We start from the raw sequence: 25437 nt of genomic DNA on the forward strand, positions 1-25437 counted from the left end.
AGCAAGAGAGGAGGGTATCTCCACATTAAACTTCATTTAATAGGAAAAAGCCTGATTGCTCAGGCTTCTCTATGTTTATATTCATTTCCATAAAAACTCTTGCGCATCCCCAGCTTACTAGGTTAGTTAAGAGGAATACTGGGGTGTGCTTCGACTGCGTTTCAGCCGCATTTTATATAACTCCGGCAGTCCTACGCCGATTAGAACTACAATAACGCCAAACCATTGCAGTCCGCTGACATGCTCATGAAGTACAATGGATGATAACAGCACCGCAACCGGAAGTTCTACCGCACCCAGAATACCTGCCATATCGCCCCCAATATGAGGAACCCCTATGGCGAACAGGACTGGCGGAATGAAAGCTCCGAAGAAACCGAGCAGTAAACCGAACACCAGCAGCTGGCTCCAGATCAGTCCGTTAAACAGGAATGTCGGCGGGAACAGAATACAGAGCAGAATCAACCCGCCAGTAACCATCCACGCGCTGCGAAAAGCAGGATGTGCCGATGGAACCGCTTTGCCGCTGAACAGTACAAACAGTGAATAACTCACAGCCGCCATTAATCCAAGTGCAATGCCGAGACCGTTAAATTCGCTCAGCCCCTGTTCCAGGAATCCTGCAGCAAGGAGCGTGCCTCCGAACAGGATAATCAGTGTGAGGAAGGTTACTTTGTCTGGACGTTGGCGTTTGCTTACTGCCTGAATCAATACGCTGATCCATGTAAACTGAAACAGCAGAATAATCGCAAGCGATGCCGGAATGTAACGTAGTGACTGATAGTATACCAGGCCTGTTATAACCGTTGGTGTTCCGGCAGCCATTAACAGTAGACGCTGCTTCCATGTCAGTCGCGTAAACACACGGGTCGCAGCCGCTGATGTTTTGCTATCGGTCTGTGATCTGCGTTTTGTTTTAAATTTCGTGTATAATGCCAGCAACCAGGACAGGATGAATCCCGTGACCAGCTGTGAACCGACAACCTCTCCGAGTTGATATCCTTCACCGTATGCCAGCACAACTATGGTTGACAAGATGCCATAGCTCATTGCACCAGCGAGAACGGACAAATAGTATTTCATTATGAATAAACCTCCTGATGATCGATAATACGTCCGCATGTTTACTCCATGCCAAGGTCACAACTACCATCCAAACGCAAAAAATCCTAACTTCGAGCAAGGAATGAACGAAATTCCTTGCATCGTAGTTAGGAAGTATAGGCTTCCCGTAGAGACCCTCGCCCTGTGTACACTTTTGGCCTGCGAGGTTATACGAAATGAAGTATGCTTTTGTGATGTTACGTATGTGACGACTTTTCATATATTACATGGCAGGTGAGATGGTGTCAACCCTGAGCAATCAAATAAATGAATTAGCCAGCTTAGAGCCTCGCACAATACCCATCTTCGGCGTTATCTCATTCAGGAGATTCCCATGCCAGCGTTTGTTCCAAGCCCTTCTGCAAACCTTGCAGATCCAAGCCATCCACGGCAAAGGCTTCCCGGATCAATGGCGGAGCCACAAATTCATCATATTTGCCAAGATACGGCGCCTCGTCCTCCGCCAGCAGTCCTGAAGCATCATCAACGGTTCTGCATTCACTCATAATCTCTGTCAGCAGTGTACGTGCATCCACTTTACCGGAGACGACAAAATAATACGGCTCCATGGGCACAACTGAACGCAGCGCAAGCTTGTCAGACAGATTATGTTTCATCAAACGTTCCAGAGTTCGGAATGATTTGCTTCCCACCCAAGGGAGAACGTATAGGGAATCACCGCCAGCTGGAATAACGACCTGCTTCAGCAATCCACTTTCCCTTGCCAAACGGCGCGCCCGCTCCAATCGATTCACCGCTTGTGGAGACAGATAAGGATAGATGACTGAATCCGACAGAACCTCACGCATTTTCTGAATGACCAGCGTATGAATGTCACCCCCCGCTCCAAGCCATAGGGTATCCACTTTGCCTTTGGCTGCCTTCACATACACGGCTTTATGTTTATGATCCACTTCTTCCACTTTCCAGAGCTTTCCTGCAAGCGAAAAACAATAACCGGGTGGTGGAACCGTCGTGATTGAACCGATTTCCTCTGAACCATTCAGTACCTTGTGTTCCTCATCATCCTTGAAAACTGCGTAAAATCGATAATTATTCACCGTTTTCTCGCCAGTCAGCCCAATGATTAATGTTCGTTCTTCGGTCCATTGCAGATGATCCGTCTCGATCAGATAATTCAGGAAAGTCTGGTACTGATCGGCCCGGATCTGGCTGAACGGCGCAAGGGACAGCACGGCATATGCCAGTTCGCGAGGCTCTGCCTCCCCCATGCTTTTCAGCATGCTCATCGTCTGATGGTAGAGAACACCCATTGGCATTTTACGAGCCTCAAGCGGTTCGACCCACTTGGTCTTCACATACAGTTCTATGACTGCAATGGCACGCAGCAGCGTCCATGGCATGCGAGCCGGAAGCTGTGCTTCTTCGTCCTCTTCTTCCGGACATACGAATAACATTTCCGAAGCCATGTCATCACGTCTTCCAGATCTCCCCAGACGCTGGACAAAACTTGATGCGCTGTAAGGGGCTCCGAGCTGCACAACCCGCTCCAATTCACCAAGATCAATCCCCAGCTCCAGCGTTACAGTTGCGGCGGCTACTGCAGGCCCGACGCCAGTTCTCAGGGCAGCTTCGGTTTCCTCTCTGAGCATGGCCGAAATGCTGCCATGATGCACATGAAACACATCCCTTTCCTCTCGTCGTGCTGCGACTCTCCTCATTTCAAGGATGGTCACCTCGGCATCCGTCCGGCTGTTAGTGAAGATCAGCGCCTTTTTGCGATATGTACTCTCATAGATGAAATCGTAATAGGCTTTGCGCGCATTGTGTAGATGTTCGGCCTGCTCCTCATCCCGGGCATCAGGAAAAGAGAAATGCTCTACCCGCAAGCGCAATTTGCGGCCGCCTGGAGAAGATACAACATCCACCCCTTCCTGCGTTCCGGCTGCCAGCCATGAAGTTGCTGCCTCATAATCACTCAGTGTCGCAGATAATCCAACTCTGCGGGGTCTGCAGCCAGCCATCCGTTCAATCCGGGCCAGTTCACTCAATACCTGAATACCCCGATCTGCTCCCATGAAAGCATGGACCTCATCAATAATGACGTACCGCAAGTCATGAAACAGCGCCGGTATGGCATTCGGACGGTTCATGAGTAAACCCTCGAGCGATTCCGGTGTAATCTGGAGCACTCCAGACGGATTACGCACCAAACGTGTTTTTTCCGCTTGAGGCACATCCCCGTGCCAATGCCACACCGGTATGTTGCCCTCAGATAATAAATCCTTCAGGCGCTCAAATTGATCATTGATCAGTGCCTTTAGCGGTCCGATGTACAGAATGCCCACCGATTTGGAAGGACGTTCATACAGCTCGGTCAGTGCAGGAAAAAAAGCTGCCTCCGTCTTGCCTGAAGCCGTTCCTGCCGCAATCAGCATATGATGCGGGGTGTCGAAGCATATATGACAGGCCTCAATCTGCGCAGGGCGGAGCGAATCCCATCTTTTTTTATAAATAAATTCCTGGACAAATGGGGCCAGTCTGTAAAAAGGGTTATCACTCATAATTCAAATTCCGCCAAAAAATCGTCCATCTCATCTGGAGCAGATGATGCAGCTGTCCCTTTTCCGCCATTCTGCGACTCGGATGCCCGTTCACCAAGCAATTGGGCATAGGTCACTTCCGGATTCTGGTGGAGCGTATGCAGCACATCCATAAAATCTCTCACCACTTCACGGGTCGTTAACAGCTCATCCGCCCCGAGACGTTTCACCGCCGTTTGCATGAAATCAACCAGATCTTCATCGGTCAAGCTGGCACTATAGCCAAAATGAAGGGCATGAATCTGACGCAGCTTCTGCAGTAGGATGAGAATCTCTTCATGGGATAACATCGCAAGCTTCAGAATAGGTCCTGTATAATTCGCATATTCTCTCGCTGCATACCGCCCATCGATCAGTCTGGAACGAAGCGCCTCATAACTGAACAATCCACGTCTCTCATCCTCCACAAATTGCGGCGTACCGCCGACAAATATGCCCAGGTGCTCCGCCTTGCCCTGCATTGTGTCATTAAACATGGTCAGCAGCTTCTCATAATTGCTTTGCCGGGAGATACTGTTGGTAATTTTGTACAAATTCACCGCTTCATCAATAAAGAGCAGCAAGCCTTTATAACCAATCCGTGCCGTAAACTCCGACCATAATTTGAAATAATCATACCAGTTGTCATCATCGATGATCACACCGACAGCAAGCTCCTTTTTGGCTTCCGTCTTGGTAGCATACTCCCCTCTGAGCCAGCGAAGCGCAGCCTGTTTACGATCATCATCTCCCAGCTTGTATCCGTTCCAGTACGAAGCAAGAACTTTGGCAAAATCAAAGCCGTGCACCAGGTTCTGCATTGCGTTCGTGACCGCGTAAATCTGCTTCTCCACCTCTGACGGCAGGGCAGGATCATCAGGACGCAGACCCTGGTTCTGCATCGTTTGCTGCTGCAAGGCAGCAATCCACTTCTGCAGGATCGGTTCAAGGGCTCCGCCATCCGGGCGTGTGCGTGTGGACAGACGGGTCATCAGCTCACGGTACGTTGCGAGTCCTTGACCTTTGGTACCTACCAATCTGCGCTCTGGTGACAGGTCTGCGTCTGCTACAACGAATTCCCGGTCCATCGCATAGTTGCGAATCATTTGTAAAAGAAAGCTTTTCCCGCTGCCGTACCTTCCAGTAATAAGCTTAAACGCAGCTCCGCCTTCGGCAATGTTATCCAAATCACGCAATATCGCGTCCACTTCGGGCTTGCGGCCGACGGCAATCTGCTCCAATCCGATTCGCGGAACAACGCCAGCTGTCAATGAATTCACCAGTGCGGTGGTCAGCCGTTTCGGTATTTTTAGATCTGTCACTTGTCCTCTCACCTCTTCACATGTTCAAATACATTCATATATTCAGAAACAATCCGGTCACTGTCGATCAGCAGGTCACCGATGGTTTCCATAGCCAGATCGTTAACTTCATCAAGCAGAAGTGCAGGCATCGTTCCGTATTGTTCGGCCACACGATTCAGTTCGGTATCAGGCTCGTCACCGAGCAGAGCATGAATGGTCAGCACATGCTGAGGAGCGAGCTTCTCCGCCAAGTGGAGCCATTCCTCATCCAATTCCCCAACTGCCGCTTCCTCCCACTGCAAACGGGATAAAGTATCACTCGTCCCGCTCGCTTGAGCATTTGCAGCTAACGACTTGTCCGCCTTTAGTTCGAGAGTAAGGGCCTCTCCCAGCCCAGTCATGTCGTTTAAAGTTTCGCTTGCTTCTCCCTCAACCGCAGCTTGATAGTCAGAAGGAACCGCTTCATGTCCCGAAACGACGACATCCTCCTCAATTGTTAAAGCCTTGCGGACATATTCGCTCTCCTGCTGTAATGACGTCAATTTCTCCGCATCTATTCGAATCATTGGCCTCTCGGCAGCTTCTGCTTGTTCCGCAGCAAAAACCTTATCCAGATAACGCTCGATCAAGCCTGCCAGTTCAGGTTCCAAAGTCTTTCCGCGCAATCGGCCTCTGAAACCGAGCTGCTCACGACACTTGTTTTCGGTACATCGAAATATGCGTGTCACCAATTGTACAAAATCCGAATTTTCTCCAACGGGAACATAGGATAACGGTACTGTTTTCCCGTAGAGGGTATCGTCATATACCGCTTTGCGAAACAGCACCCGCTCCGTCGTTCTAACGTTATCCTGTATAAATTGGTCCGCGATCCCTGCCTGACGTGTACGCAGCAGATAAGCATCAGCGAGCACCATGACCTTGGGAATAACTTTTTCGAGAACTTCCTGGCCACCATCCCTGTAAAATTTGCTGAGCGTGATGTCATAGTCGTAATATCGCCGCAGCAGATTCAGCGAAACGTCGGAGATGCGATTTTGCAAAATCCGATGCATCTCCATATCCTGTATCTCGGCGGGAAGATACCCGCTTGTGATGTCCAAGATCTCGGACAAAGGCAGATCCAGATGATGAACCAGCATGTAATCCAAGAGCCATTCCTGCATATACACGTCCAGCTGCGGATTCCGGGCACGGTAATGTATCCATAACTGCTTCAGTTGATTGTAGCCTGCTTGAGGATCTTTCCATCCTACTCCGTTAATCAGCTCATACGTATGAACAAACAGGTACGACAGATCCGTATCCGGGAATCGCCCTTGCCTGACTTCCGACCTCCAGTACAAGTACCACTGACGCTGGGACTCGTTCATGACACCGTAAGTCGGCCAGTAGCTCATAAAGGGAACAAACGGAGCAGGATCTCCCTCCGTTTCTTCAAGCTGCCGTGCCTCTTCCACAAATCGCTTTTCCGAAGACAATATCCCACCGCCAGCCTGGCCTGAATGAAATTGCCTATGAGGAATTGTTGAACGTTCAGGCACCGGAACAGCCGAAGTTGGCTCTTCGGTCAGATCAATCTCCATAAATTCCAACTGTCTTGAATGGTCTTTCATTGAACTCTGTTTCACCATCCTTCATATACATCATACGAACAAGTGTATCCATATGCATCATTATAGCACTTGTCCTGTGACAATGGCGACGGGAATACATTTTTCAAAAAAAAGAAAGAATGACGCTCAAACTGATCTCCAGTTCAAACGCCACCCTAATTTATATATCTCATTTGGTATTAATCCATTGGTCAAGCAGCCGGAATGTTTCCGATGCAGTATGAACCATTACGTCTTGTTCTTCCTCGCTGTGTGCGAATTGAGCCAGCTGTTCCATGAATTCGGCCCATCTGGTTCGGGTTTCCGAACCATAAGCGTTGAAATATTCAAGCCCCCGGCCTGCTTCAATCGGCAAAAACTGTGAAAGACGTTTGGTTATGATCTGGCCTCCATTGGCAGACCCTTCAATGACGTACAGATAGCCAAACAATCGTGCAGGCGAAGATATATCCGGCAATTCCTCACATCTTGGCAGCTGCTTGAGATCGTCATCACTGGAACCTAAGTTACGCAAATCGTTTTCAAGTAAGGTAGCTTTGCCCCGAATCCCGTAGTCCAGTCCGGTGTTCTCCCAAAACGGCTGCTCTAGTGCTTGTTCTTCCAATGGTTTTAGGAAGCCGTAAAATTTCTCTAAATATTCCTTATACTCATCTAAGCTCACGGTTTGACTCATAATAGCCTTCGCATAGTCGTTCTGTTCCACTTGTCTGTGATAATGAGCTGTCTCACTCTTCAGACGTTCCATAATGGTACTGGCTGTCATGCAATCATCACCTTTCTCTTCTTCGTTCATCAAATTAAAACTAAATAAAAATCAATATGATCTGTTTAGTGTAGGTTAAATTGGATGCGCCAACAAATCCAGATAAAGACTCTATGTAAGTATACTTTTTCTCGTGAGAGAAAACTACTTGCCTCCGTCCCTTTACCAATTAAAAGGTGTATACCGTTGTTAGTGTACGTTCGTGTTCCTCATTAACTGCCTATACTACTTATTTAATAAGTAAAATGGGCCCCTTACATTATGCTTGCCGGGAGCCACCTTTAATTTAAAAACTATTCATTTCATTGGTCAAACTTAATGATGGCACATCTTCAAAATGATACACTGGGAATATATTCTGTCATTGGAGGTATCATATTCATGGAGATAACCGTTCAAGATATTATACATCATTTGACTGCTCATGTTGAATTGCGGGATAACACCGTGGATCAGTTAATTAGCGGATCGATGGATCAACTCGTCACTGGTGTTGTTGTTGCATTCATGCCTACTCAGCAGGTCATTGAACAAGCGGTACAACAGGGGGCCAATCTGATCATCGCTCATGAATCTCCCTTCTATAACCACCATAGTCATACGAAATGGTTAACCGAAGACCCTGTTTATCAGGCCAAGCGTAACCTCATTGATGAAGCCGGAATTGCCATCTATCGCTGTCATGATTCCATTCATCAAGTTCAACCCGACGGCATCAATGAAGGTCTGGTTCAGGCATTGGGATGGACATCCTTCCTTGAGCAAAGGAAGCTGGAAGCAGACATTCTTTACTTCGATCATAACTTCACGGTTCAGCAGATTGCAGAACATATCAAACGGACACTAAATATTAAATATGTGCGCGTTGCTGGCAATTTGGAGATGACATGCCAACGTGCAGCCGTATTGGTTGGTTTTCGCGGTAATGGGAATCTAACTATCCCTCTACTGCATAACGAGCGATTGGATCTTATTATCGCGGGCGAGGGCTTCGAATGGGAAACACCGGAATACATACGTGATGCTGTGCAGCAAGGCAGGCAGCAGGCCCTGATCATGATGGGACATGCCGAAAGTGAGGCTTCCGGGATGAAGCTCCTCGCAACGAGGCTTGACGAAGACTTACCTGGATTGCCTGTAACCTTTGTTGGAGAACAGCCTGTATATAACGTGCTTTAATTAATTTTTGCTTGATCTCCGCTCTCTGCGAAGAGGGCTTCTTTTAATTTTTCTCCGAAAAGAATCCTTAGTTGCTGTCTGTTTATATTTAGATTGTACGACCTCCACTTCGCTCACATGTGGATTTTTATGCTCCAATGTTGTACGCTGTTTGCTATGGTTTTGGAGTTCAGGACATTTGTCCTTGGCGATCGGGGCACTTCTATCATTTAATAGAAGTCGAAGTAACACAGTGATAAGGAGCGTACAGCATGAAAGGAATTATTTTTGCATTACTCGGCGGTGCCTGCATTACGCTGCAAGGTGTGGCCAATACCCGAATCAGTGCGGATATGGGTACGTGGCAAGCCGCCACCATTACACAACTTACCGGCTTTATCTTAGCTGCCGTCATCCTGATGTTTGTCCGTGATGTCAATCTGCAGGGATTAAAGCAAGTCAAACCACTATACCTGGCCGGAGGCGCCTTCGGTGCAGTCATTATTTTCAGCGAAGTGTCCGCCATTCAGCAAATCGGGGTAACCTTCACGATCTCCGCCCTGCTGATTGCACAGCTGTTCCTGACGTTTCTGGTCGACAGCAACGGGTGGTTTGGTGTAGTGAAGCAGAAGATGAAGCTGCCGCAATTTCTAGGCATAGCACTCATGATTACGGGTGTTGTTATTATGAAACTGTAGGTTCCTTTTTAGTTTGCACAAGAACAGGTCGGGGGCGAAGTTCTTTATGGAAGAAGTCCATGATGAAAATCAATTGTTGCACTACTTGAAGCAGTACCAGCTCGAAACCGTATTTTCCGAGCCCCTGCGTCCATTGATGACCGTATGTCATTTTGAAAAATGTGAATTGATTTGCCGCCAGGGTGGAGCATCGGAATACTTATATGTGCTGGTGGAAGGCAAAATCAAGATTTTTACCACGTCCGCCCAGGACAAAACTCTCGTGCTCTGCTTCAAAACACCACTTGAAGTTGTTGGGGACGTGGAGTATGTCCGGGAAAGCCATATCATTAATACCGTGCAGGCTGTCACGCCTGTTGTCATGCTGCGTATCCACTACCGGCACCTGGCCGAACATGCAGGCGACTATGCCCCATTGCTTAAATTTTTGCTAAAGATCATTTCTCATAAGTTCTATATCGATTCGAACTTTTCGAGCTTTAACCTGATGTATCCGGTCGAGGTCCGTTTAGCCAGCTACCTGCTGTCCATCTCCACCGAGGAAGCAGGTACAGTCGTACATGAAGGACTGGATTCGTTCAATCTGACCGACATCGCCAACCTGATCGGTACAAGCTACCGGCATCTAAACCGGGTCATTCAGAAGCTATGTACAGACGGGTTTATTGAACGCAATCAAGGATTTATTCAGGTCAAGGATCGAGCCGGTTTGCGTCACATCGCGGGTCACAACATTTATGAATAAGGAGTTTACAACCGATGATCGTTACGGGTATATTGCTCGCATTACTTGCAGGCTCACTTGTCAGTCTGCAAACCGTTTTTAATAGTAAAGTCAATGAAAAGACCGGGTCATGGTCTACGACAACGATGGTTCTTTTCACCGGATTTATTGCCTCTTTCCTGATTTCGTTGCTGGTGGAAGGCAAAAACACGTTCAGCTTCCAACACATGCAGCCATGGTACTGGGTAAGTGGTGCTATCGGTGTAGGCGTCGTATTCTGTCTCGTTCAGGGAATGAAGCTGCTCGGGCCTACCTTTGCCATATCCATTGTTCTGACCTCTCAGCTGAGTTTTGCCCTGTTGTTTGATTCGATGGGTTGGCTCGGACTGGAGAAGATCCCCTTCTCCTGGAATCAGCTGTTCGGCGTGCTTGTAATCGTCGGTGGGATCGTATTATTTAAATTTGGCGGCAGTCAGAACAAAAAATCGGAGAAAACTCGCGGGGCTCTTCGGTCCGATTCTTAATAACGCATGCAAAAAAGAGAGTGTCCAGCATCAGCAAGATGGGTTGGACACTCTCTTTTCAATAGACCCGAGCATTTGAACGTAATCTTATACGAACTCTACGTTGTGGTACACCTGCTGAACATCTTCAAGGTCTTCTAGGGCATCAATCAATTTTTCGAATTGAGCCTGTGCATCCTCGGGAAGTTCAATATGGTTTTGCGCCAGCATCGTCAGCTCGGCAACGGTGAACTCGGTCACGCCAGCAGCTTTGAAAGCTTCCTGTACCGCATGGAATTGGTCTGGCTCCGCGTATACGATCACAGCTTCATCCTCATCCACGATATCCCGTACATCCACGTCTGCTTCAAGCAGGATTTCTAGCACTTCTTCAGAGTTTTTGCCTTCTACGCCGATGACCGCCGTTGGATCGAACATGTAAGCAACAGAACCGCTGACACCCATGTTTCCGCCGTTTTTGTTAAAAGCGGAGCGAACTTCAGGAGCTGTCCGGTTCACATTGTTGGTGAGTGCATCCACGATAACCATCGCACCATTCGGTCCGAAGCCTTCATAACGCAGCTCTTCATAGTTCTCATCCCCGCTGCCTTTAGCCTTTTCCATCGCGCGATCGATAATCGCTTTTGGCACATTATACGTTTTCGCACGTTCCAGCACGACTTTCAACGCACGGTTTGCCTCCGGGTCTGGTTCACCCTTCTTGGCAGCTACATAAATCTCAACGCCGAACTTGGCATAAACCCGGCTTGTATTTGCATCTTTTGAAGCTTTTTTTTCCTTAATATTATTCCACTTACGACCCATATCGTTTCCGCTCACTTTCAACATGTAATCTGCATTCTACCTAGTTATTATATCTTGTTGAGACTGCTTCAACAAGTTCAGTATGACGAAATAATGGTAATCTTGCATGGCAAACGGCCTTCAGATGCAGGCTGTAACGTCCTCTGGCCCCTTCATTAACGTCTCAGCACACTCTACATATCTTCAGTTCCTGTAGTATGAAGGGCTTTGCCGGATGCCAGAAGATCAATGAATCTAGCACAAAGAGCACTCCCACAGGGAATGCTCTTCGAACAAACGATTAATCAGGCATGAAACTGCTGGCCGTCCAGCACTTCAGGCACATAACCGGCACGAATAACAAAATCACCGAAATGTTCACCTTCATGACGTTCTCTCGCATACTGATGCACCATTGGAGTCAACGTATCCAGGATCTCTGCTTCACCAATGTTTTCTTTATAGAGCTTGTTAAGACGATGACCCGTAAAGCTGCCACCAAGATACATATTGTATTTTCCCGGAGCCTTACCGATAAACGAAACCTCGGCCAGCATTGGACGCGCGCATCCATTGGGGCATCCAGTCATACGAATGACGATCTCTTCGTCTCTCAGCCCTGCTTCATCCAGAACTGGCTCCAGCTTGTCGATCAGGGATGGCAGATAACGTTCGGACTCCGCCATGGCAAGACCACAGGTAGGGAGTGCTACACACGCCATGGAGTTTCGGCGCAGTGCCGAATAATGAGCGCCATCCGTAAGATTATACTGCTGAATCAGCGCTTCGATTTTTTTCTTCTTTTGGCTGCTGATGTCCCCAATAATGAGGTTTTGGTTAGCAGTCAGACGAAAGTCTCCATTATGGATCTTGGCAATTTCACGCAATCCCGTCATAAGTGGATAGCCGTCGATATCTTTTACTCGTCCATTTTGGATAAACAACGTATAATGCCATCTGCCATTGCTGCCTTTGACCCAGCCGTAACGATCTCCATTATGATCAAAATGGTAAGCACGTGCGGCTTCCAAACTCCAGCCCAATCGGTTCGTCAATTCCTCCACGAACCAGGCCAGCCCGCGATCATCAAGGGTATATTTGAAACGGGCGTGCTTACGTACTGCTCGATCTCCATAGTCCCGCTGAATCGTGACCGTTTTCTCCGCCACATCAATCATTTGCTCCGGTGTACAGAAGCCGATGACTTTGGACACTTGCGGATATGTCTTCGGATCACCATGCGACATCCCCATTCCGCCGCCTACCGACACGTTGAAACCCTGCAGCTTGCCGTTCTCAACGATGGCGATAAACCCTAGATCCTGCGAAAATACATCGACATCATTCGATGGTGGAACCGCAATCCCGATCTTGAACTTCCGCGGCAAATATACTTTGCCGTAGATCGGTTCCACTTCTTCGTCACTGGCTCCAGTATCAATCACTTTCTCCCCGTCCAGCCACAACTCATGATATGCCCGAGTACGTGGATCCAGATGGTTGCTTACCTGACAAGCCCACTCATATACTTCTGCGTGCACATCGGACTGATTGGGGTTCGGGTTGCACATCACGTTCCGATTCACGTCTCCGCATGCCGCAAGTGTGCTCAGCAGGGAATCGTTCACTTCACGGATCGTATTTTTGAGATCCCATTTCAATACACCATGGAGCTGAAAAGACTGACGTGTAGTCAGGCGAATCGTTCCGTTCGCATATTTATGAGCCACACGGTCCATCATGAGCCATTGCTCAGGAGTTACAATTCCGCCAGAGGCTCGTACACGCAGCATAAACTGGTAAGCAGGCTCAAGCTTCGACTTGTTTCGTTCGTTGCGCAGGTCACGGTCATCCTGCATATAGCTTCCGTGATGTTTCATCAGCCGGTTGTCATCCTCCGGAATCGAACCGCTAATGCGGTCGGCCAGCGTTTCGGTGAGACTGCCGCGCAAGTAATCGCTTTTGATCTTTATATCTTCCACATCGCTGTTTGTGCGCTGCGGATTCAGTAAGTTATTATAAGCCATGCTGCTTTCTCCTCTCGTCTCTGCGGGATGCCTTAATCAGATATTTCCGAATTAATACACGTCCCGCTGATAACGTTTTTCCTGTTGCAACCTAGTCAGATACTCCAAGGCCTGCTCAGAAGTCAAACCGCCCTCTTGTTCAAGAATGGTAGCAAGTGCACCATGAACATCATGCGCCATCTTTTTCTCATCACCGCATACATAGATGACTGCGCCTTCCTGAAGCCATTGATACAGCTCTTTGCTGTTCTCCAGCATCCGGTGCTGAACATATACTTTGTGCTCGGTATCACGAGAGAACGCTACGTCCATCTTGGTGAGCACGCCATCTTTGAGCCAGCGCTGCCACTCGGTTTGGTAGAGGAAATCCGTAAGGAAATGCTGATCCCCATAGAACAACCACGTTTTGCCCTCGGCTCCCGTTTCCTCGCGCTCACCCAGGAACGATCTGAATGGGGCCACACCCGTTCCAGGCCCAATCATAATGATTGGTGCATCGGGGTTCTCCGGCAATTTGAAGTTCGGATTATGCTGAATGTATACGGGCAGTCTGTCTCCTGCTTCAATACGCTCTGCCAGATGCACCGAGCATACGCCGTAACGCTCTCTTCCGCGCGCTTCGTAGCGTACCGTGCGCACCGTAAGGTGTACTTCATCCGGGAATGACTTCGAACTGCTGGCGATGGAGTATAAGCGTGCAGGAATTTTGCGAAGAACGGCTACAAATTCCCCAGCGGGTATGCCCTTCAGATTATAATCCTGTACCAGATCCAGCAGATCGCAGCTGTTCATGACATTGCGGAACTCGGCGTCATTCGCCAGCAAATTCGCAAGTCCGCTGTCAGGACTTAGTTTTGCAAGCTCCTGAGCTACCGGTTTGGTTACAGCCGTAATTTCGAAATAGCGAAGCAATGCTTCATATACCGATACCTGCTCACCTGATTTGTTCACCGTTACACGTTCATCTGCATTCCATCCCATGGCTGCAATGAGCTCATTCACAAGACGAGGATGATTTTCCGGGAATACGCCCAGGCTGTCTCCTGGCTCATAGTCCAGATTGGAACCTTCCAAAGACAATTCGATATGTCGTGTCTCCCGGTCCGATCCCCTGCCGTTCAGATTGAGATTCTCCAGCACTTCTGCCTTGAATGGATTGGTCCGGTTGTACTCGGATTCCCCGCCACTTACCGCAGCGACAACAGCTTCGCTGGATATGTTACCCGCAGTTGCTGGCGTGCTGCTAAGGGAGGCAAGAACGTCATTCATCCATTCCGCTGCCGCTTCGTCAAAATCAACGTCACAGTCTACACGAGGAACAATTGGCGTACCACCAAGCTCCTGCAGACGCTGGTCGAAATCTTTGCCAGTCTGGCAGAAGAACTCATACGAAGTATCTCCCAGCGCCAGCACGGAATATTTCAATCCGTCAAGCTTCGGGGCGCGTTTGCTGTTCAGGAACTCATGAAGCGGAATCGCATTATCCGGCGGCTCGCCTTCACCGTGAGTACTGACAACAATGAGCAGATTCTCGATTTTTTTCAGTCCGTTCGGTTTGAAATCTCCCATGGCCGATAACGTCACCTGAAGGCCTTGCTCCTCCAGTTTCTTAGCCAGCTTCTTGGATAATCCGCTGGAATTTCCCGTTTGGGATCCGTAGAGTACCGTTACTTCCCGGGAAGCCGGAGGTACACTGACAGCCGATACCGCTTCCGCTTGTACGTTTGGTGCTGCGCCTGTTCCGGCCGCTACTGCTGCGTTCCCCTGAATAGCTGTTAAATATCCGCTAAGCCAAGTCTTTTGTGCATCGTTCAATGTAGGAATAAGACGGTTGAGCAGCTCAACCTGTTCCTGATTAAAAGGGCTGTTTGTCACTTGAAGTTCCACCATTTGCCACCTCGCGCATTGCTTCGATTTTAATTCCTACTAAAATGATCAAATTTATTTCTACTCTCTAGAACCTAACACACCGGGTGTTGAGGGTCAATTTCAATGATTTTATAACATTTATCAGTTTCGCTGATAAAGGAACAATATGTACGAACTCACTAGATTTATGGTCATGCAAAAAAGGCTTACTATGTCCTTCAATCCAGGTCATAGTAAGCCTTCTTTTCCTTACACTGAGCTATATTGTTTTCGTCAGTTAGGCCACACCAATTTGTCCATCATTGCGTACAAAAGCGCAGCCGATTCGGCACGGGTCGCCTCGGCAAGCGGCTTCACCTCGCTGTTGTACCCGCGGGCGATGCCTAAATCCACAAGTAAGGCCACACTGTCCCAGGCATATGAACGGATTACAGAAGCGTCGCGGAAGCGAGCAAGGCTATCCGTGGAAGCCGATTTGGGCTCGACCAGCCCAGCCACGCCCAAAGCTCTTACCGTTAGCGTCATCATTTCCTGGCGGTTGATGATGGCTTCAGGCTTAAACCGCCCATCCCCGGCACCGCTCGTGATGCCAAGCGAGCGAGCGATAGTAACCGCTTCGTAGTACGAAGCGTCCGGGCTGACATCCGAGAACGGAATATCAGGCGAAGCGTTCAAGCCAAGTGCCGTAATCAGCCACTGCACGTATTGGCCGCGCGTCATCTCCTGTTTCGGATGTAATTGACTTGCGTTGCCGCTTACCGTTGCATCAATGACGCCTCGGACAGCCAGTGCCTCCATTGCTTTTTTGGCCCATGGTACATCGGCCAGATCTGCGAATTCCTGCTGATCGAAGGCTACGGCATAACTGCCTGCTCCAGACGTCACAGGGAAGGCGACTTCCCCCTTCTCTTGATCATAACGGCTTGGTGGCAACGGGGTTGCCAAATGATTCGCATTCAGGGCAAACGCTACAATTCTATCTGACTCTGAACCTTGTATTGTTTTATAAGGCAGATGAAGCTTCAGATTATGTGTCCCTGGCCAAGGATCTCCGTCCAGATTGAGTTCAAGCCGGACTCCGTGCTGCGTTCCGAGTTTCTCGGCGGCTGTTTTTGGCAGCTCCACACGGATCAAACGTACTTTAGCCATCTCGTGGCCCGCTAAATCTTCTGTTCGAAGCGTCACAGGAAGCTCCAATGTCCCAAATTCCGTAACGATATGGAACACATGCGATTCCCCTTGATCAGCCAACGCCGAGGCTGGCAGGGACACTTCATAAGCGCTTGCCCCTGTGACTGGCTTCTGCCGAAGTTCGATCAGACGGATACCGGCACTACCTGTAGGAGGTGCAACTTTGAAGGCTTCTTGGATTACAGAAGCATTCACTTTCGTCTGCACTACCCCATCCTTGTCAACCACACCTTGTAACTCAAGGATGGAACGGTCTTTTTGCGGTTTAAGTTGTGGCGAAGAATTCCCTGCCGCCGGAGTACCGGGCCCCGGTTGTCCTCCGGATTGGCTTGAACCTCCGTTTGAATTCCCACCTGAACTGCCACCCGAACCATCGGAGCCTGAGCCACCTGGGGAAGGCGTATAAGCGGGTACGTTCACCGTTAACGGCTTGGTCATGGCTTTTCTGTCATCCGAGGTTCGAGTAACCTCCAGCTCCAGTGTTACCGTTGTTTCCTTGGATGGCGGAACGATTGTTCCATCCGTTTGAATGACAGATGGTAACGAGCTGGCAGTGATCTTTACTGTAAAACCTTGCGGTACGACCGGCAGGTTCAGCTTCTTGGCACCTGCAGATGGCTGCTCCAGTGTTGTAATGCGTGCAGCCACATCGGCAGCGGCCTCTTCGGCCGTACGCACTAGATAAGCAGAGGATAAACCACGAATGGTATGCCCTGACGCGTCAAAAGCCTCCACTTTGTAATAATAATCGGTGCCAAGATGTAGCCCGCTGTCGGTATATTCCCGCAGACTGCCGCTGTAAACGACATTATACTCGCCCTGCTCCTTGTTCGAACGGTAGAGCTTATAACTTGCCGCACCTAGCTGAGCATCCCAACGAATGGTAGCACTCGTTGCATCCGATATTTCGGCATTCAGCCCGGCGTTGTTGTCTATCGGTGGTGGTGCATCGGGTTTGGCGATTACGATCCAGCTGATCAGCGGGTCCTGTGATGCCGTATTGCGCACTGTCAGTTCAAGCTTATTCTCCGTAACTACTATACCTGTATGAGCTCTAACATTAGCAGGGGTGTACGTCACCGGCCCTGTGTTATTGCCATTAATCAGGAAGTTCGCCCTGCGGGACGTATTGGTCCATGGATCGTTGAAGCCTGCGTACACATCATAAGTTCCATTCGGTACTTCAAAAGTGTAGGTAAGATCGCTGCCCTTTGGCGAATTGCTCACATTGCCACCGTTCAAATAGCGCACGGTCGAGTAGATATCCCCGCCAGCTGAACCGGATGGTAATGCATCGGCAGTAACATAACCCCAATTTCGCCCTTCCGCCGGCGCATACATCTGATCAGCCGTTCCCGGATTGGCAAGCGAACTTTTCATATAAGAACCCATAAGCTTATAATCAGCCGTTTCATAGCCACCGCTGTTCACAAAATAGAGTGCATTCTCCGGTATGACATATACACGAACTGCTTGTTTCTTATTCCCGTACTCCGGTGTCGTTACCTGCAGCGTGACCGGTCCCGGTTTGGCAAAATCCCCTGCCGTGATGGCCCGGTTATCCACCGTCCATACCGCTGGTGTCGGCACAAGCGCCTCCCCGTCCCGCACGTTAACCGTTGTTGGTAAAGAAGGCACTTTCCCGAGAGGCACGGCTTCAGGCAGCGGGTCGGCGATGTCCACCTTGCCCATTGAATTCAGCAGATCGGGTGTCCAGCTGTCGTACCATCGAATTGCAATGTCGGAGCCTATGCCAAACTCAATCGGCAAGAATACGTACTTTGCCCCATCATTTGAGAAATCCCCACCGTTCCACGTATCTCCCACGTAAATGAATTTTCCTTTTTCCGGGTCAACCGGAATAACCGATGTGGTCTGCGTGCCGAACGCCTTGCCTGGATCAGGATCGCTCGGCAGTGTACGTATAAACGGATTTGTCATCGTGGACCATGGACCAAAAATGTTGTCCGCCACGGTCACCTTGTTTTCGTTCGGGGACCACCCTGACGCACCGGAGGTCAAAATGTAATATTTGCCCTGATACTTGAACATGGCGGGCGCCTCTCGTTGTCCACCCGGGAATACTCTCACGTAATCGACACCATATTCCGCCTGATAGGTGGAATCACGCACCGGATTGCCTTTCTCATCCGTGAGACCTTGCTTATGCCAACCTGTTACATCGCTGTAATCTTCGTTCAGTTTGGAAATATACAGTGTCAGGTTTTCCTCACTGGAGTAGATCAGGTATGCCGTACCGTCATCGTCCTTAAACAGCGTCATGTCCCGGGCCATGCCCGGATTGCCCGGCTGGTAATCCTTTTCCCCTTCCGGAGCTCTGTCCATCCGGTAGCTCTTCTGGTAAACGAACGGCCCCGTTGGGGAATCACTAATGGCATAACCAGCCTGTGCCTTTCCATAATTGGCATTATCGTTGTAGGGATCCTTATCTCCGTCCATGTGGGCCCACATAACGTACTTTTTCGTTTTGTCGTTATAGATCACCTTCGGCCGTTCAATGATCCGCCCTCTGCGGATATCGGCCCAAATGTCTACCCTATCTTCACGTCCTTCATACAACTTGGAAATCAGCGGGTCATTCTCGAAATCATCCATGGATTGAATCATCGTGAGTGCCATGCCTTCATCCGTCCAGTTCAGCAGATCTGTCGAGGAATACACGCGGACCCCAACGGCTGGCCAACCTCCCGTATGGTATTCACCATACCAGTAATACTTTTCTGTCTGCTCATCGTAGAAAAAGCCTGCTCCATGCGCGTCGATGGGCTTGCCACCCAGATCCGGCCATAACTGCCCCGGTGTAAAGCTCGTGCGGATTGTGGCAGCGCTCAGCGGTGCAGATGCAGGAGAAGGGACGCCATCCACTGTTGCCTGAAGGATATAATAATATCCTGTGCCCATCGTCAGGCCACTATCGTTAAACGTGTTATCATCACCGCTATAGACCTGCTGATACGTACCACCTGCACTGGTGGCCCTGGATACGGAATACGTTACTTCGGAACCAGGCAGCGCATTCCATCCGAGGGCAATCGACGTATCGGTCACGGCCGAAACGGTAAATTCGGCGGGAGAGTCCATCTGGTACGTTGTCACCTCTGCCGCTGTAAATTCGGACTCTCCGGCACCGTTATAGGCCGTTACGCGATAGCTGTAGCCTTGGCCTGATGCAAGACCTTGATCCATGTAAGTGAGCGCCTGGCCTTCGTACACCTGCTCATATTGCTCACTCCCCACGTCGGAGCGAACGATGCGGTAGCCGGTTGCCTTATCCACAGCTGGCCAAGACAATTTCACGCTGGATGCATTGAGAGCCGAGGCCTTCAGTTCACCTGGAGCCTGCGGTGCGGTAGCTGCCGTCCGAACCTCAAGCGGTGCCGACCATAATGATTCGGTCATTCCCCCGTATTCGTAGGCGAGCTTGTAATAATACACCGAGTCGGTACTCAGTCCCTCGTCTACATAACCTAATGATCCGGTGTCAGTCACCAGGGAATATCCCCCTTCAGGTGCGGAGGAGCGATACAGACGATAGCTTGTCGCGCCTGCTGTCTCGGTCCATTGCAGGGAGACCGAGGACGCCGTCTGACCATGGGTTGAGAGCACAACATCGTTTCCTGGCGGCGGCTCGGTGATGATCACGTCATCTGCATGAACCGACTGCCAGCGATTGCGAATACCGATGCTGCCCGCACCGTATGTAGTATCGATCAGATCGAATACTAACCGATTTGCTCCATTTTCGACGATGTACCCGCGAATGGACGTGCCTGACAGCACTATTTTTAGCGTATACCACGTATGTTTAGAAAAAGTATAGTCCACTGACTTTAAGGTTGTATCCGCTCCATTCACCCGTTTGGAGAAGACGAGTTTATTGGCGGGAACCTGCATTTGAAAATAATAAAAATTGCTTTTATCCTGAAACCTTGGCAAAATCCCTGGATATCCCTGACCATCTCCTGTGTAAAAACGCATGGATACCGTCATGTCGGACATGATGTCACCCGTGGAAATGATGCCTTCCCCGGTATCACTCTGAAAAAGCGTATAGTTGGATGCATCCGTTGGGTCCGCGCTGACCTCCCATAGACCTGAGCTTACGTTCCATGCGGGTGATGCCACGTAATCCCCGTCGGAAAAATCGTCCTGCAGCAGCGTAACGGGCATGCTGTAAGCATCAGCATATGTCTTGTCTGGCAGCATCAATGGTCCGGAAGACAACACGAGCGTAGCAGATAACATGAATATCAACGATTTTCTGAGTTTATCCAATATCCATTCTCTCCTTTGCCTTGGAAAATGAAAGCATGGTTTTTAATGGCACGGTGTTGATGTCCGGCCTATCCTGAGTAACCAGCGTGCGGTATGACGTTTCACCTCCTTCGTGTAATGAAATCGGTTTCATTAGAGCGCAAAAAAAGACCCGTCTCCCCTTCTAGTGCAATGATCCCAATACGGATTAACGTGTCTTCTTTGCCCTAAGTAGTGAAACAGGTTGCTTATGTCATATCAATGTAAGTGCTTTCTCGAATTATATTATCGCCTTATTGACGCTGTCAACCATATCTCAGATCGGACATTTTTCGCAAAAGCTACGCAAAAAAACACGCATTCTGCCTGCTTCTGCAAGCAAAATACGCGTTCTTGGTCACCGGTTCGAGCTTGTTTGCAATTCCGCTTATTCGACACCATTTAACCGGGGCCATAACGGATGGATCCTCTGGTTGCGACAAGTCTCACCTCTTCATTTCGACATCACTTTAGAATACTTTGGTTGTCCACGATTCGCAGTTCCAGGTTTCCGTCACGACGTCGCGATAGAATTCCGGTTCGTGCGAAATCAACAGAATGCTGCCTTTGTAGGCTTTGAGGGCGCGTTTCAGCTCATCCTTGGCATCCACGTCCAGATGGTTCGTAGGCTCATCGAGTACAAGCAGGTTTGTTTCGTTGTTGATCAGTTTGCAGAGACGCACTTTGGCCTTCTCTCCACCGCTCAGCACAGCTACCTTACTCTCAATGTGTTTCGTGGTCAGTCCACATTTCGCAAGTGCAGCACGAACCTCGAATTGCGTGTAGGATGGGAACTCCTGCCAGATCTCTTCGATACAGGTATTATAGTTCGCTTCCTTCATTTCTTGCTGGAAGTACCCGATCTCCAGATGCTCCCCGCGCTGAACCGTTCCTTCCAGGGCTGGAATTTCACCCAAAATGCTGCGCATCAGGGTTGTTTTACCGATTCCGTTTGCACCCACGAGTGCAATTTTCTGGCCACGCTCCATACGCAGATCCAGCGGTCTGGACAATGGTTCGTTGTATCCGATCACAAGCCCTTTGGTTTCAAAAATAAGCTTGCCGGATGTTCTTGCATCACGGAAGTTGAACTGTGGCTTCGGCTTCTCCTTGGCAAGTTCAATGACATCCATTTTATCGAGCTTCTTCTGTCTGGACATCGCCATGTTGCGTGTTGCCACACTGGCCTTATTTCGTGCAACGAAATCTTTCAGATCCGCAATTTCCTGCTGCTGACGCTTGTAGGCCGACTCCAGCTGCTGCTTTTTCATTTCATAGACTTCCTGGAAGTGATCATAATCACCCACGTAACGGGTCAGGTCCTGATTTTCCATATGGTAGATCAAGTTAATGACACTGTTCAGGAATGGAATATCATGTGAGATCAGAATAAAAGCATTCTCATATTCTTGCAAATAACGCTTCAACCATTCGATATGCTGTTCATCCAGATAGTTCGTCGGCTCGTCGAGGAGCAGAATATCCGGTTTTTCAAGCAACAGCTTGGCGAGCAGCACTTTGGTCCGTTGACCACCGCTCAGATCATTAACGTCCTTGTCGAGACCGATGTCTGTAAGACCCAGACCGCGTGCAGTCTCGTCCACTTTGGCATCAATCATATAAAAGTCCTGGTTGGTCAACGTATCCTGGATGGTTCCGACATCCTCAAGCAGCTGTTCCAGTTCCTCGGGAGTAACATCTCCCATCTTGCCATACATCTCGTTCATTTCCTGCTCCATATCGAACAGGTATTGGAACGCGCTGCGCAGGATATCACGAATCGATTGTCCTTTGTTCAGCACAGCATGCTGATCGAGATATCCCACGCGCATGCGCTTGGACCACTCGACTTTGCCTTCATCGGGCTGAAGCTTGCCTGTAATAATGTTCATGAAGGTGGATTTACCTTCACCATTGGCCCCGATCAGTCCAATGTGTTCGCCTTTCAACAGTCGGAAAGATACGTCGTTAAAGATAGCACGGTCACCAAAACCGTGACTTAATTTTTCCACATTTAATATGCTCATTCATGACACCTTTTCTATATAGACTTCATTCCTGTATATTATAATCGTTATAACCTGCACAACTCAACGCCAGATTTGCCTTATATGCATGAATCGGTTAAAATTTGGCCTTAAACTACTATAGAACGGAGCTCTCTCAGGCGAGCATCAGGTGAACATTATGATTGAAGTAAAACAATCCAAATTGGGTGATGGCGAGTTTAATCGAGGGGTTTTTGCCACTGTTGATATCCCTAAAGGCCAGTTGATCCACCAGGCCCCAGTTGTCCCTTATCCCAACGAAGATCACGAACATGTGGAAAAAACAATCCTGGAGGATTATGTATTTGAGTACGGTGCCAATCATACCGCCATTTTGCTGGGATACGGCAGCTTGATCAATCATTCGTACGAGCCCAACGCAACCTACGATATCAACTTTGAAAACCATACGTTTGACTTCTATGCTTATACAGATATCAAAGCGGGCGAAGAGGTCCTGATCAATTACAATGGCGAAGAAGACAACATGGACCCGTTATGGTTTCTGGACGATTATGAAGAACGAATGCGTGAGCTGAACGAAGCAGAAGAAAGTGACGAAGAGAACGACAACAACAACGAAACGAAATAATCCTGGTAAGATAAATTAGTAATCCGGGAAGAAGTTGAACAATTGCAGTGCACCTTGCTGAGGTTTGCTAAAACACTCTGGCTGTTCCCTTCACCACAACAAAAAACAACACAAACAAGCAAGTCTTCCTTAAACGGAAAGCTTGCTTATTTGGCGTGGAATGAACTCATTCAGGCGCTTGTCACCGTTCTTAATCAAGTACAGGCGGATCTGTGTGTAAATCCTCATCCGGTGTGGTCGTTCTCCACTTCGTAAATGCCACCTCAAACCCTGCACGCTTGGGTGAACACAGAAATGGACCCGCCTGCTTGTCTGTCGGATAAGCAAAACGCGCAACCCGAATGGTCCGCCAAGGATGTTCATCCGTACGTGCTCGAATGACTACCGCTTCGTTGTGGTAAGAAGCTCGAATGGTAACCTTCCGTCCACCCCATTCAGGAACGGGAGAAAGTGACCAGTCCGAGAAATGATCCGTCACCACAGCACCAATATGGACTACCCCATCATTCACTTCTACTCCGGCCTTGATCCACTGCTCACGACTGTGCCAGAGCATCAAACCTGCCTGATCATACAATTCAGTGAAAGAACTCAGATCAAACGTGATTTCAACAGCTTCATTGCCATCCCACGGTGTGAGAAGGGCATGTCCATTTCGATGACAGAACCCGTAGAACGTGTTCTCCCAAAAATCACTGCCTTCCTCTGCTTCCACGATGAAACGTCCTCCCTCTATACGGGTCGCAACCGGTTCAGTGGTCCATTTCACATCTGTTGTACCAAGAAATTGTGCTGCCGACATGTTTCCCACACCCTCCCATAATCAAAGAAATCAAATCAAAGATCCCAAATCCGATGCTGCCGTAGGATACGCAAAATTCATGCTGCTTAACTGATCGGTTGTCAGTTCGAACTGAATTGCCATCGCAAACAGGTTAATCAACTCTTCGCTCTCGCTGCCGAGTACATGGGCTCCCAGGATACGTCCTGAGTCGTTGTCGATCACAACTTTGGCCATAGCATACTTCTCATTTGTCCGCTTATAAGTATACCATTGTGACAAGTCATTTACCTTCACCTCGTAGCCTTCCTCCTCCGCTTGATCCACGCTAAGACCAACAGAGCCAAGAGATGGTACGGTAAACACGATGGATGGCATGACTTTATAGTTCGGCTTAGAATGGTTGCCCTTCAGTAAATTGAAGGCAACAGCCCGTGATTCCTGACCTGCCAGAGGGGTTAAGGGGAGGCCTTTCGTAGCGGCAACGTCACCGGCTGCGTATACTTTGGGGTTGCTGGTGCTTTGTAAATACCCATTCACGGTGATGCCTTTCTCACTATAATGGACATTCCCCTTTTCCAGTTCCAGTCCATCTATACTCGGGATACGGCCAGCTCCATGCACGACCAGGCCACCATGCCACTGATGATCAGCTCCATTCCGGGTACCACTGACCATATATGTCTCCCCCTGTTTCCGAATGGACTTCACTTCCGCGTTCAGGTGAACGTGTATGCCGATCTCTTCCGATTTTTGAACCAGCAAGTCAACAAGCTCCTGATCAAACTGCTCCAGCGGTCGTTCCCCCCGGTGAATAATGTGCACTTCGCTCCCTGCTCTCGCAGCGATGTGGGCAAATTCAAACGCAATGTACCCCCCGCCCACCAACACCAGTTGATCCGGAAGCTGTTCCAGTTCCAGGAAATCATCACTGAAAAGAAGATGCTCTGCACCTTCAATGGAAAGTGGAGCGGGCTGCGCACCTGTTGCAATCAAAATATGCTTTCCATGCAACACTTCATCCCCCACACGTACGTGGTCCTCGTCGACAAAAGAGGCCTTGCCATGGAAGGTATCCATTCCTGCCTGTTTGAATTTATCCTCGGTGGCTCTCGGAATGCGCATGGTAAATGTTCGTTTGAAGTCCATAAGTTCCGGCCAATTCATGATTGTTTTTCCCTGAACACCTTTCCCCAGCATCCGTTCATTCCAGTCAATAAGTTCAGCGGCTCCAGCCAACACTTTCTTCGGATCGCACCCTCGCAGGGCACAAGTTCCGCCAAATTCACGCTCGTCAATCACGGCTATTTTCCATCCGGCTTCAGCGCATCGAGTTACAACCGAATTGGCTGCACTTCCGGTTCCTATTGCGATCAGATCATATAATTGTGTCATGAC

At 49.1% G+C, this 25437-nt stretch carries 17 protein-coding genes; 5 read left to right on the forward strand and 12 right to left on the reverse strand.

The window, feature by feature from the left end; genetic code table 11:
• Positions 1-126 precede the first annotated feature (126 nt).
• From ABGV42_RS08085 to ABGV42_RS08105, 5 genes are all read right to left on the reverse strand, one after another.
• Positions 127-1083 (reverse strand): EamA family transporter, encoded by a 957-nt coding sequence (locus ABGV42_RS08085; RefSeq protein ID WP_347381215.1) that lies wholly within the window; start codon positions 1081-1083, stop codon positions 127-129.
• Between the two features lie 338 nt (positions 1084-1421).
• A complete protein-coding gene (locus ABGV42_RS08090; protein ID WP_347381216.1) occupies positions 1422-3629 on the reverse strand; it encodes a DEAD/DEAH box helicase in 2208 nt (735 codons plus the stop codon).
• The gene (locus tag ABGV42_RS08095) at positions 3626-4969 is read right to left on the reverse strand and encodes an ATP-binding protein (RefSeq protein WP_347381217.1); all 1344 of its coding nucleotides are present in this window, start codon (positions 4967-4969) and stop codon (positions 3626-3628) included. The genes ABGV42_RS08090 and ABGV42_RS08095 overlap by 4 nt, the downstream gene beginning before the upstream one ends.
• 8 nt (positions 4970-4977) lie before the next feature.
• Positions 4978-6567 (reverse strand): TerB N-terminal domain-containing protein, encoded by a 1590-nt coding sequence (locus ABGV42_RS08100; protein WP_347381218.1) that lies wholly within the window; start codon positions 6565-6567, stop codon positions 4978-4980.
• Positions 6568-6736: 169 nt separating this feature from the next.
• The gene (locus tag ABGV42_RS08105; RefSeq protein ID WP_347381219.1) at positions 6737-7330 is read right to left on the reverse strand and encodes a biliverdin-producing heme oxygenase; all 594 of its coding nucleotides are present in this window, start codon (positions 7328-7330) and stop codon (positions 6737-6739) included.
• A 381-nt stretch (positions 7331-7711) separates the two neighbouring features.
• Here ABGV42_RS08105 and ABGV42_RS08110 point away from each other — a divergent pair, with 381 nt between their 5' ends.
• From ABGV42_RS08110 to ABGV42_RS08125, 4 genes are all read left to right on the forward strand, one after another.
• On the forward strand, positions 7712-8509 hold the full coding sequence (locus ABGV42_RS08110) for a Nif3-like dinuclear metal center hexameric protein (RefSeq protein WP_347381220.1): 798 nt from the start codon (positions 7712-7714) through the stop codon (positions 8507-8509).
• A 251-nt stretch (positions 8510-8760) separates the two neighbouring features.
• Positions 8761-9186, forward strand: coding sequence for a DMT family transporter (locus ABGV42_RS08115; protein WP_347381221.1), 426 nt, complete (start codon positions 8761-8763; stop codon positions 9184-9186).
• A gap of 46 nt (positions 9187-9232) precedes the next feature.
• Positions 9233-9931, forward strand: a complete 699-nt coding sequence (locus ABGV42_RS08120) for a Crp/Fnr family transcriptional regulator (protein ID WP_347381222.1) — start codon at positions 9233-9235, stop codon at positions 9929-9931.
• 17 nt (positions 9932-9948) lie between these two features.
• A complete protein-coding gene (locus tag ABGV42_RS08125; RefSeq protein WP_347383177.1) occupies positions 9949-10434 on the forward strand; it encodes a DMT family transporter in 486 nt (161 codons plus the stop codon).
• Positions 10435-10521: 87 nt separating this feature from the next.
• On the opposite strand, the gene ABGV42_RS08130 is transcribed toward ABGV42_RS08125, so the two are convergent.
• From ABGV42_RS08130 to ABGV42_RS08150, 5 genes are all read right to left on the reverse strand, one after another.
• The gene (locus ABGV42_RS08130) at positions 10522-11238 is read right to left on the reverse strand and encodes a YebC/PmpR family DNA-binding transcriptional regulator (protein ID WP_347383178.1); all 717 of its coding nucleotides are present in this window, start codon (positions 11236-11238) and stop codon (positions 10522-10524) included.
• Positions 11239-11522: 284 nt separating this feature from the next.
• A complete protein-coding gene (gene cysI / locus ABGV42_RS08135) occupies positions 11523-13244 on the reverse strand; it encodes an assimilatory sulfite reductase (NADPH) hemoprotein subunit (RefSeq protein WP_347381223.1) in 1722 nt (573 codons plus the stop codon).
• Positions 13245-13295: 51 nt separating this feature from the next.
• Entirely contained in the window at positions 13296-15131 is a 1836-nt protein-coding gene (locus tag ABGV42_RS08140; RefSeq protein ID WP_347383179.1) for an assimilatory sulfite reductase (NADPH) flavoprotein subunit, read from the reverse strand.
• A gap of 255 nt (positions 15132-15386) precedes the next feature.
• On the reverse strand, positions 15387-20600 hold the full coding sequence (locus ABGV42_RS08145) for an S-layer homology domain-containing protein (RefSeq protein WP_347381224.1): 5214 nt from the start codon (positions 20598-20600) through the stop codon (positions 15387-15389).
• Positions 20601-21088: 488 nt separating this feature from the next.
• Positions 21089-22645, reverse strand: a complete 1557-nt coding sequence (locus ABGV42_RS08150) for an ABC-F family ATP-binding cassette domain-containing protein (protein ID WP_347381225.1) — start codon at positions 22643-22645, stop codon at positions 21089-21091.
• A 160-nt stretch (positions 22646-22805) separates the two neighbouring features.
• Here ABGV42_RS08150 and ABGV42_RS08155 point away from each other — a divergent pair, with 160 nt between their 5' ends.
• The gene (locus ABGV42_RS08155) at positions 22806-23258 is read left to right on the forward strand and encodes an SET domain-containing protein (protein WP_347381226.1); all 453 of its coding nucleotides are present in this window, start codon (positions 22806-22808) and stop codon (positions 23256-23258) included.
• Positions 23259-23448: 190 nt separating this feature from the next.
• On the opposite strand, the gene ABGV42_RS08160 is transcribed toward ABGV42_RS08155, so the two are convergent.
• Both ABGV42_RS08160 and ABGV42_RS08165 read right to left on the reverse strand, forming a co-directional pair.
• Positions 23449-24060, reverse strand: coding sequence for a DUF1349 domain-containing protein (locus ABGV42_RS08160; protein ID WP_347381227.1), 612 nt, complete (start codon positions 24058-24060; stop codon positions 23449-23451).
• 30 nt (positions 24061-24090) lie between these two features.
• Positions 24091-25434, reverse strand: coding sequence for a dihydrolipoyl dehydrogenase family protein (locus tag ABGV42_RS08165; RefSeq protein WP_347381228.1), 1344 nt, complete (start codon positions 25432-25434; stop codon positions 24091-24093).
• Positions 25435-25437 lie beyond the last annotated feature (3 nt).

Source organism: Paenibacillus pabuli, assembly GCF_039831995.1.
In the GTDB taxonomy this organism is placed as follows: Bacteria; Bacillota; Bacilli; order Paenibacillales; family Paenibacillaceae; genus Paenibacillus; species Paenibacillus pabuli_C.

What these genes read in the sequence shown, in the direction of transcription:
- ABGV42_RS08090 (WP_347381216.1), bottom strand. Translation starts at nt 3,629, where the DNA reads ATGAGTGATAACCCTTTTTACAGACTGGCCCCATTTGTCCAGGAATTT.
- ABGV42_RS08115 (WP_347381221.1), top strand. Translation starts at nt 8,761, where the DNA reads ATGAAAGGAATTATTTTTGCATTACTCGGCGGTGCCTGCATTACGCTG.
- ABGV42_RS08165 (WP_347381228.1), bottom strand. Translation starts at nt 25,434, where the DNA reads ATGACACAATTATATGATCTGATCGCAATAGGAACCGGAAGTGCAGCC.
- ABGV42_RS08105 (WP_347381219.1), bottom strand. Translation starts at nt 7,330, where the DNA reads ATGACAGCCAGTACCATTATGGAACGTCTGAAGAGTGAGACAGCTCAT.
- ABGV42_RS08085 (WP_347381215.1), bottom strand. Translation starts at nt 1,083, where the DNA reads ATGAAATACTATTTGTCCGTTCTCGCTGGTGCAATGAGCTATGGCATC.
- ABGV42_RS08160 (WP_347381227.1), bottom strand. Translation starts at nt 24,060, where the DNA reads ATGTCGGCAGCACAATTTCTTGGTACAACAGATGTGAAATGGACCACT.
- cysI (WP_347381223.1), bottom strand. Translation starts at nt 13,244, where the DNA reads ATGGCTTATAATAACTTACTGAATCCGCAGCGCACAAACAGCGATGTG.
- ABGV42_RS08130 (WP_347383178.1), bottom strand. Translation starts at nt 11,238, where the DNA reads ATGGGTCGTAAGTGGAATAATATTAAGGAAAAAAAAGCTTCAAAAGAT.
- ABGV42_RS08120 (WP_347381222.1), top strand. Translation starts at nt 9,233, where the DNA reads ATGGAAGAAGTCCATGATGAAAATCAATTGTTGCACTACTTGAAGCAG.
- ABGV42_RS08150 (WP_347381225.1), bottom strand. Translation starts at nt 22,645, where the DNA reads ATGAGCATATTAAATGTGGAAAAATTAAGTCACGGTTTTGGTGACCGT.
- ABGV42_RS08110 (WP_347381220.1), top strand. Translation starts at nt 7,712, where the DNA reads ATGGAGATAACCGTTCAAGATATTATACATCATTTGACTGCTCATGTT.
- ABGV42_RS08155 (WP_347381226.1), top strand. Translation starts at nt 22,806, where the DNA reads ATGATTGAAGTAAAACAATCCAAATTGGGTGATGGCGAGTTTAATCGA.
- ABGV42_RS08100 (WP_347381218.1), bottom strand. Translation starts at nt 6,567, where the DNA reads ATGAAAGACCATTCAAGACAGTTGGAATTTATGGAGATTGATCTGACC.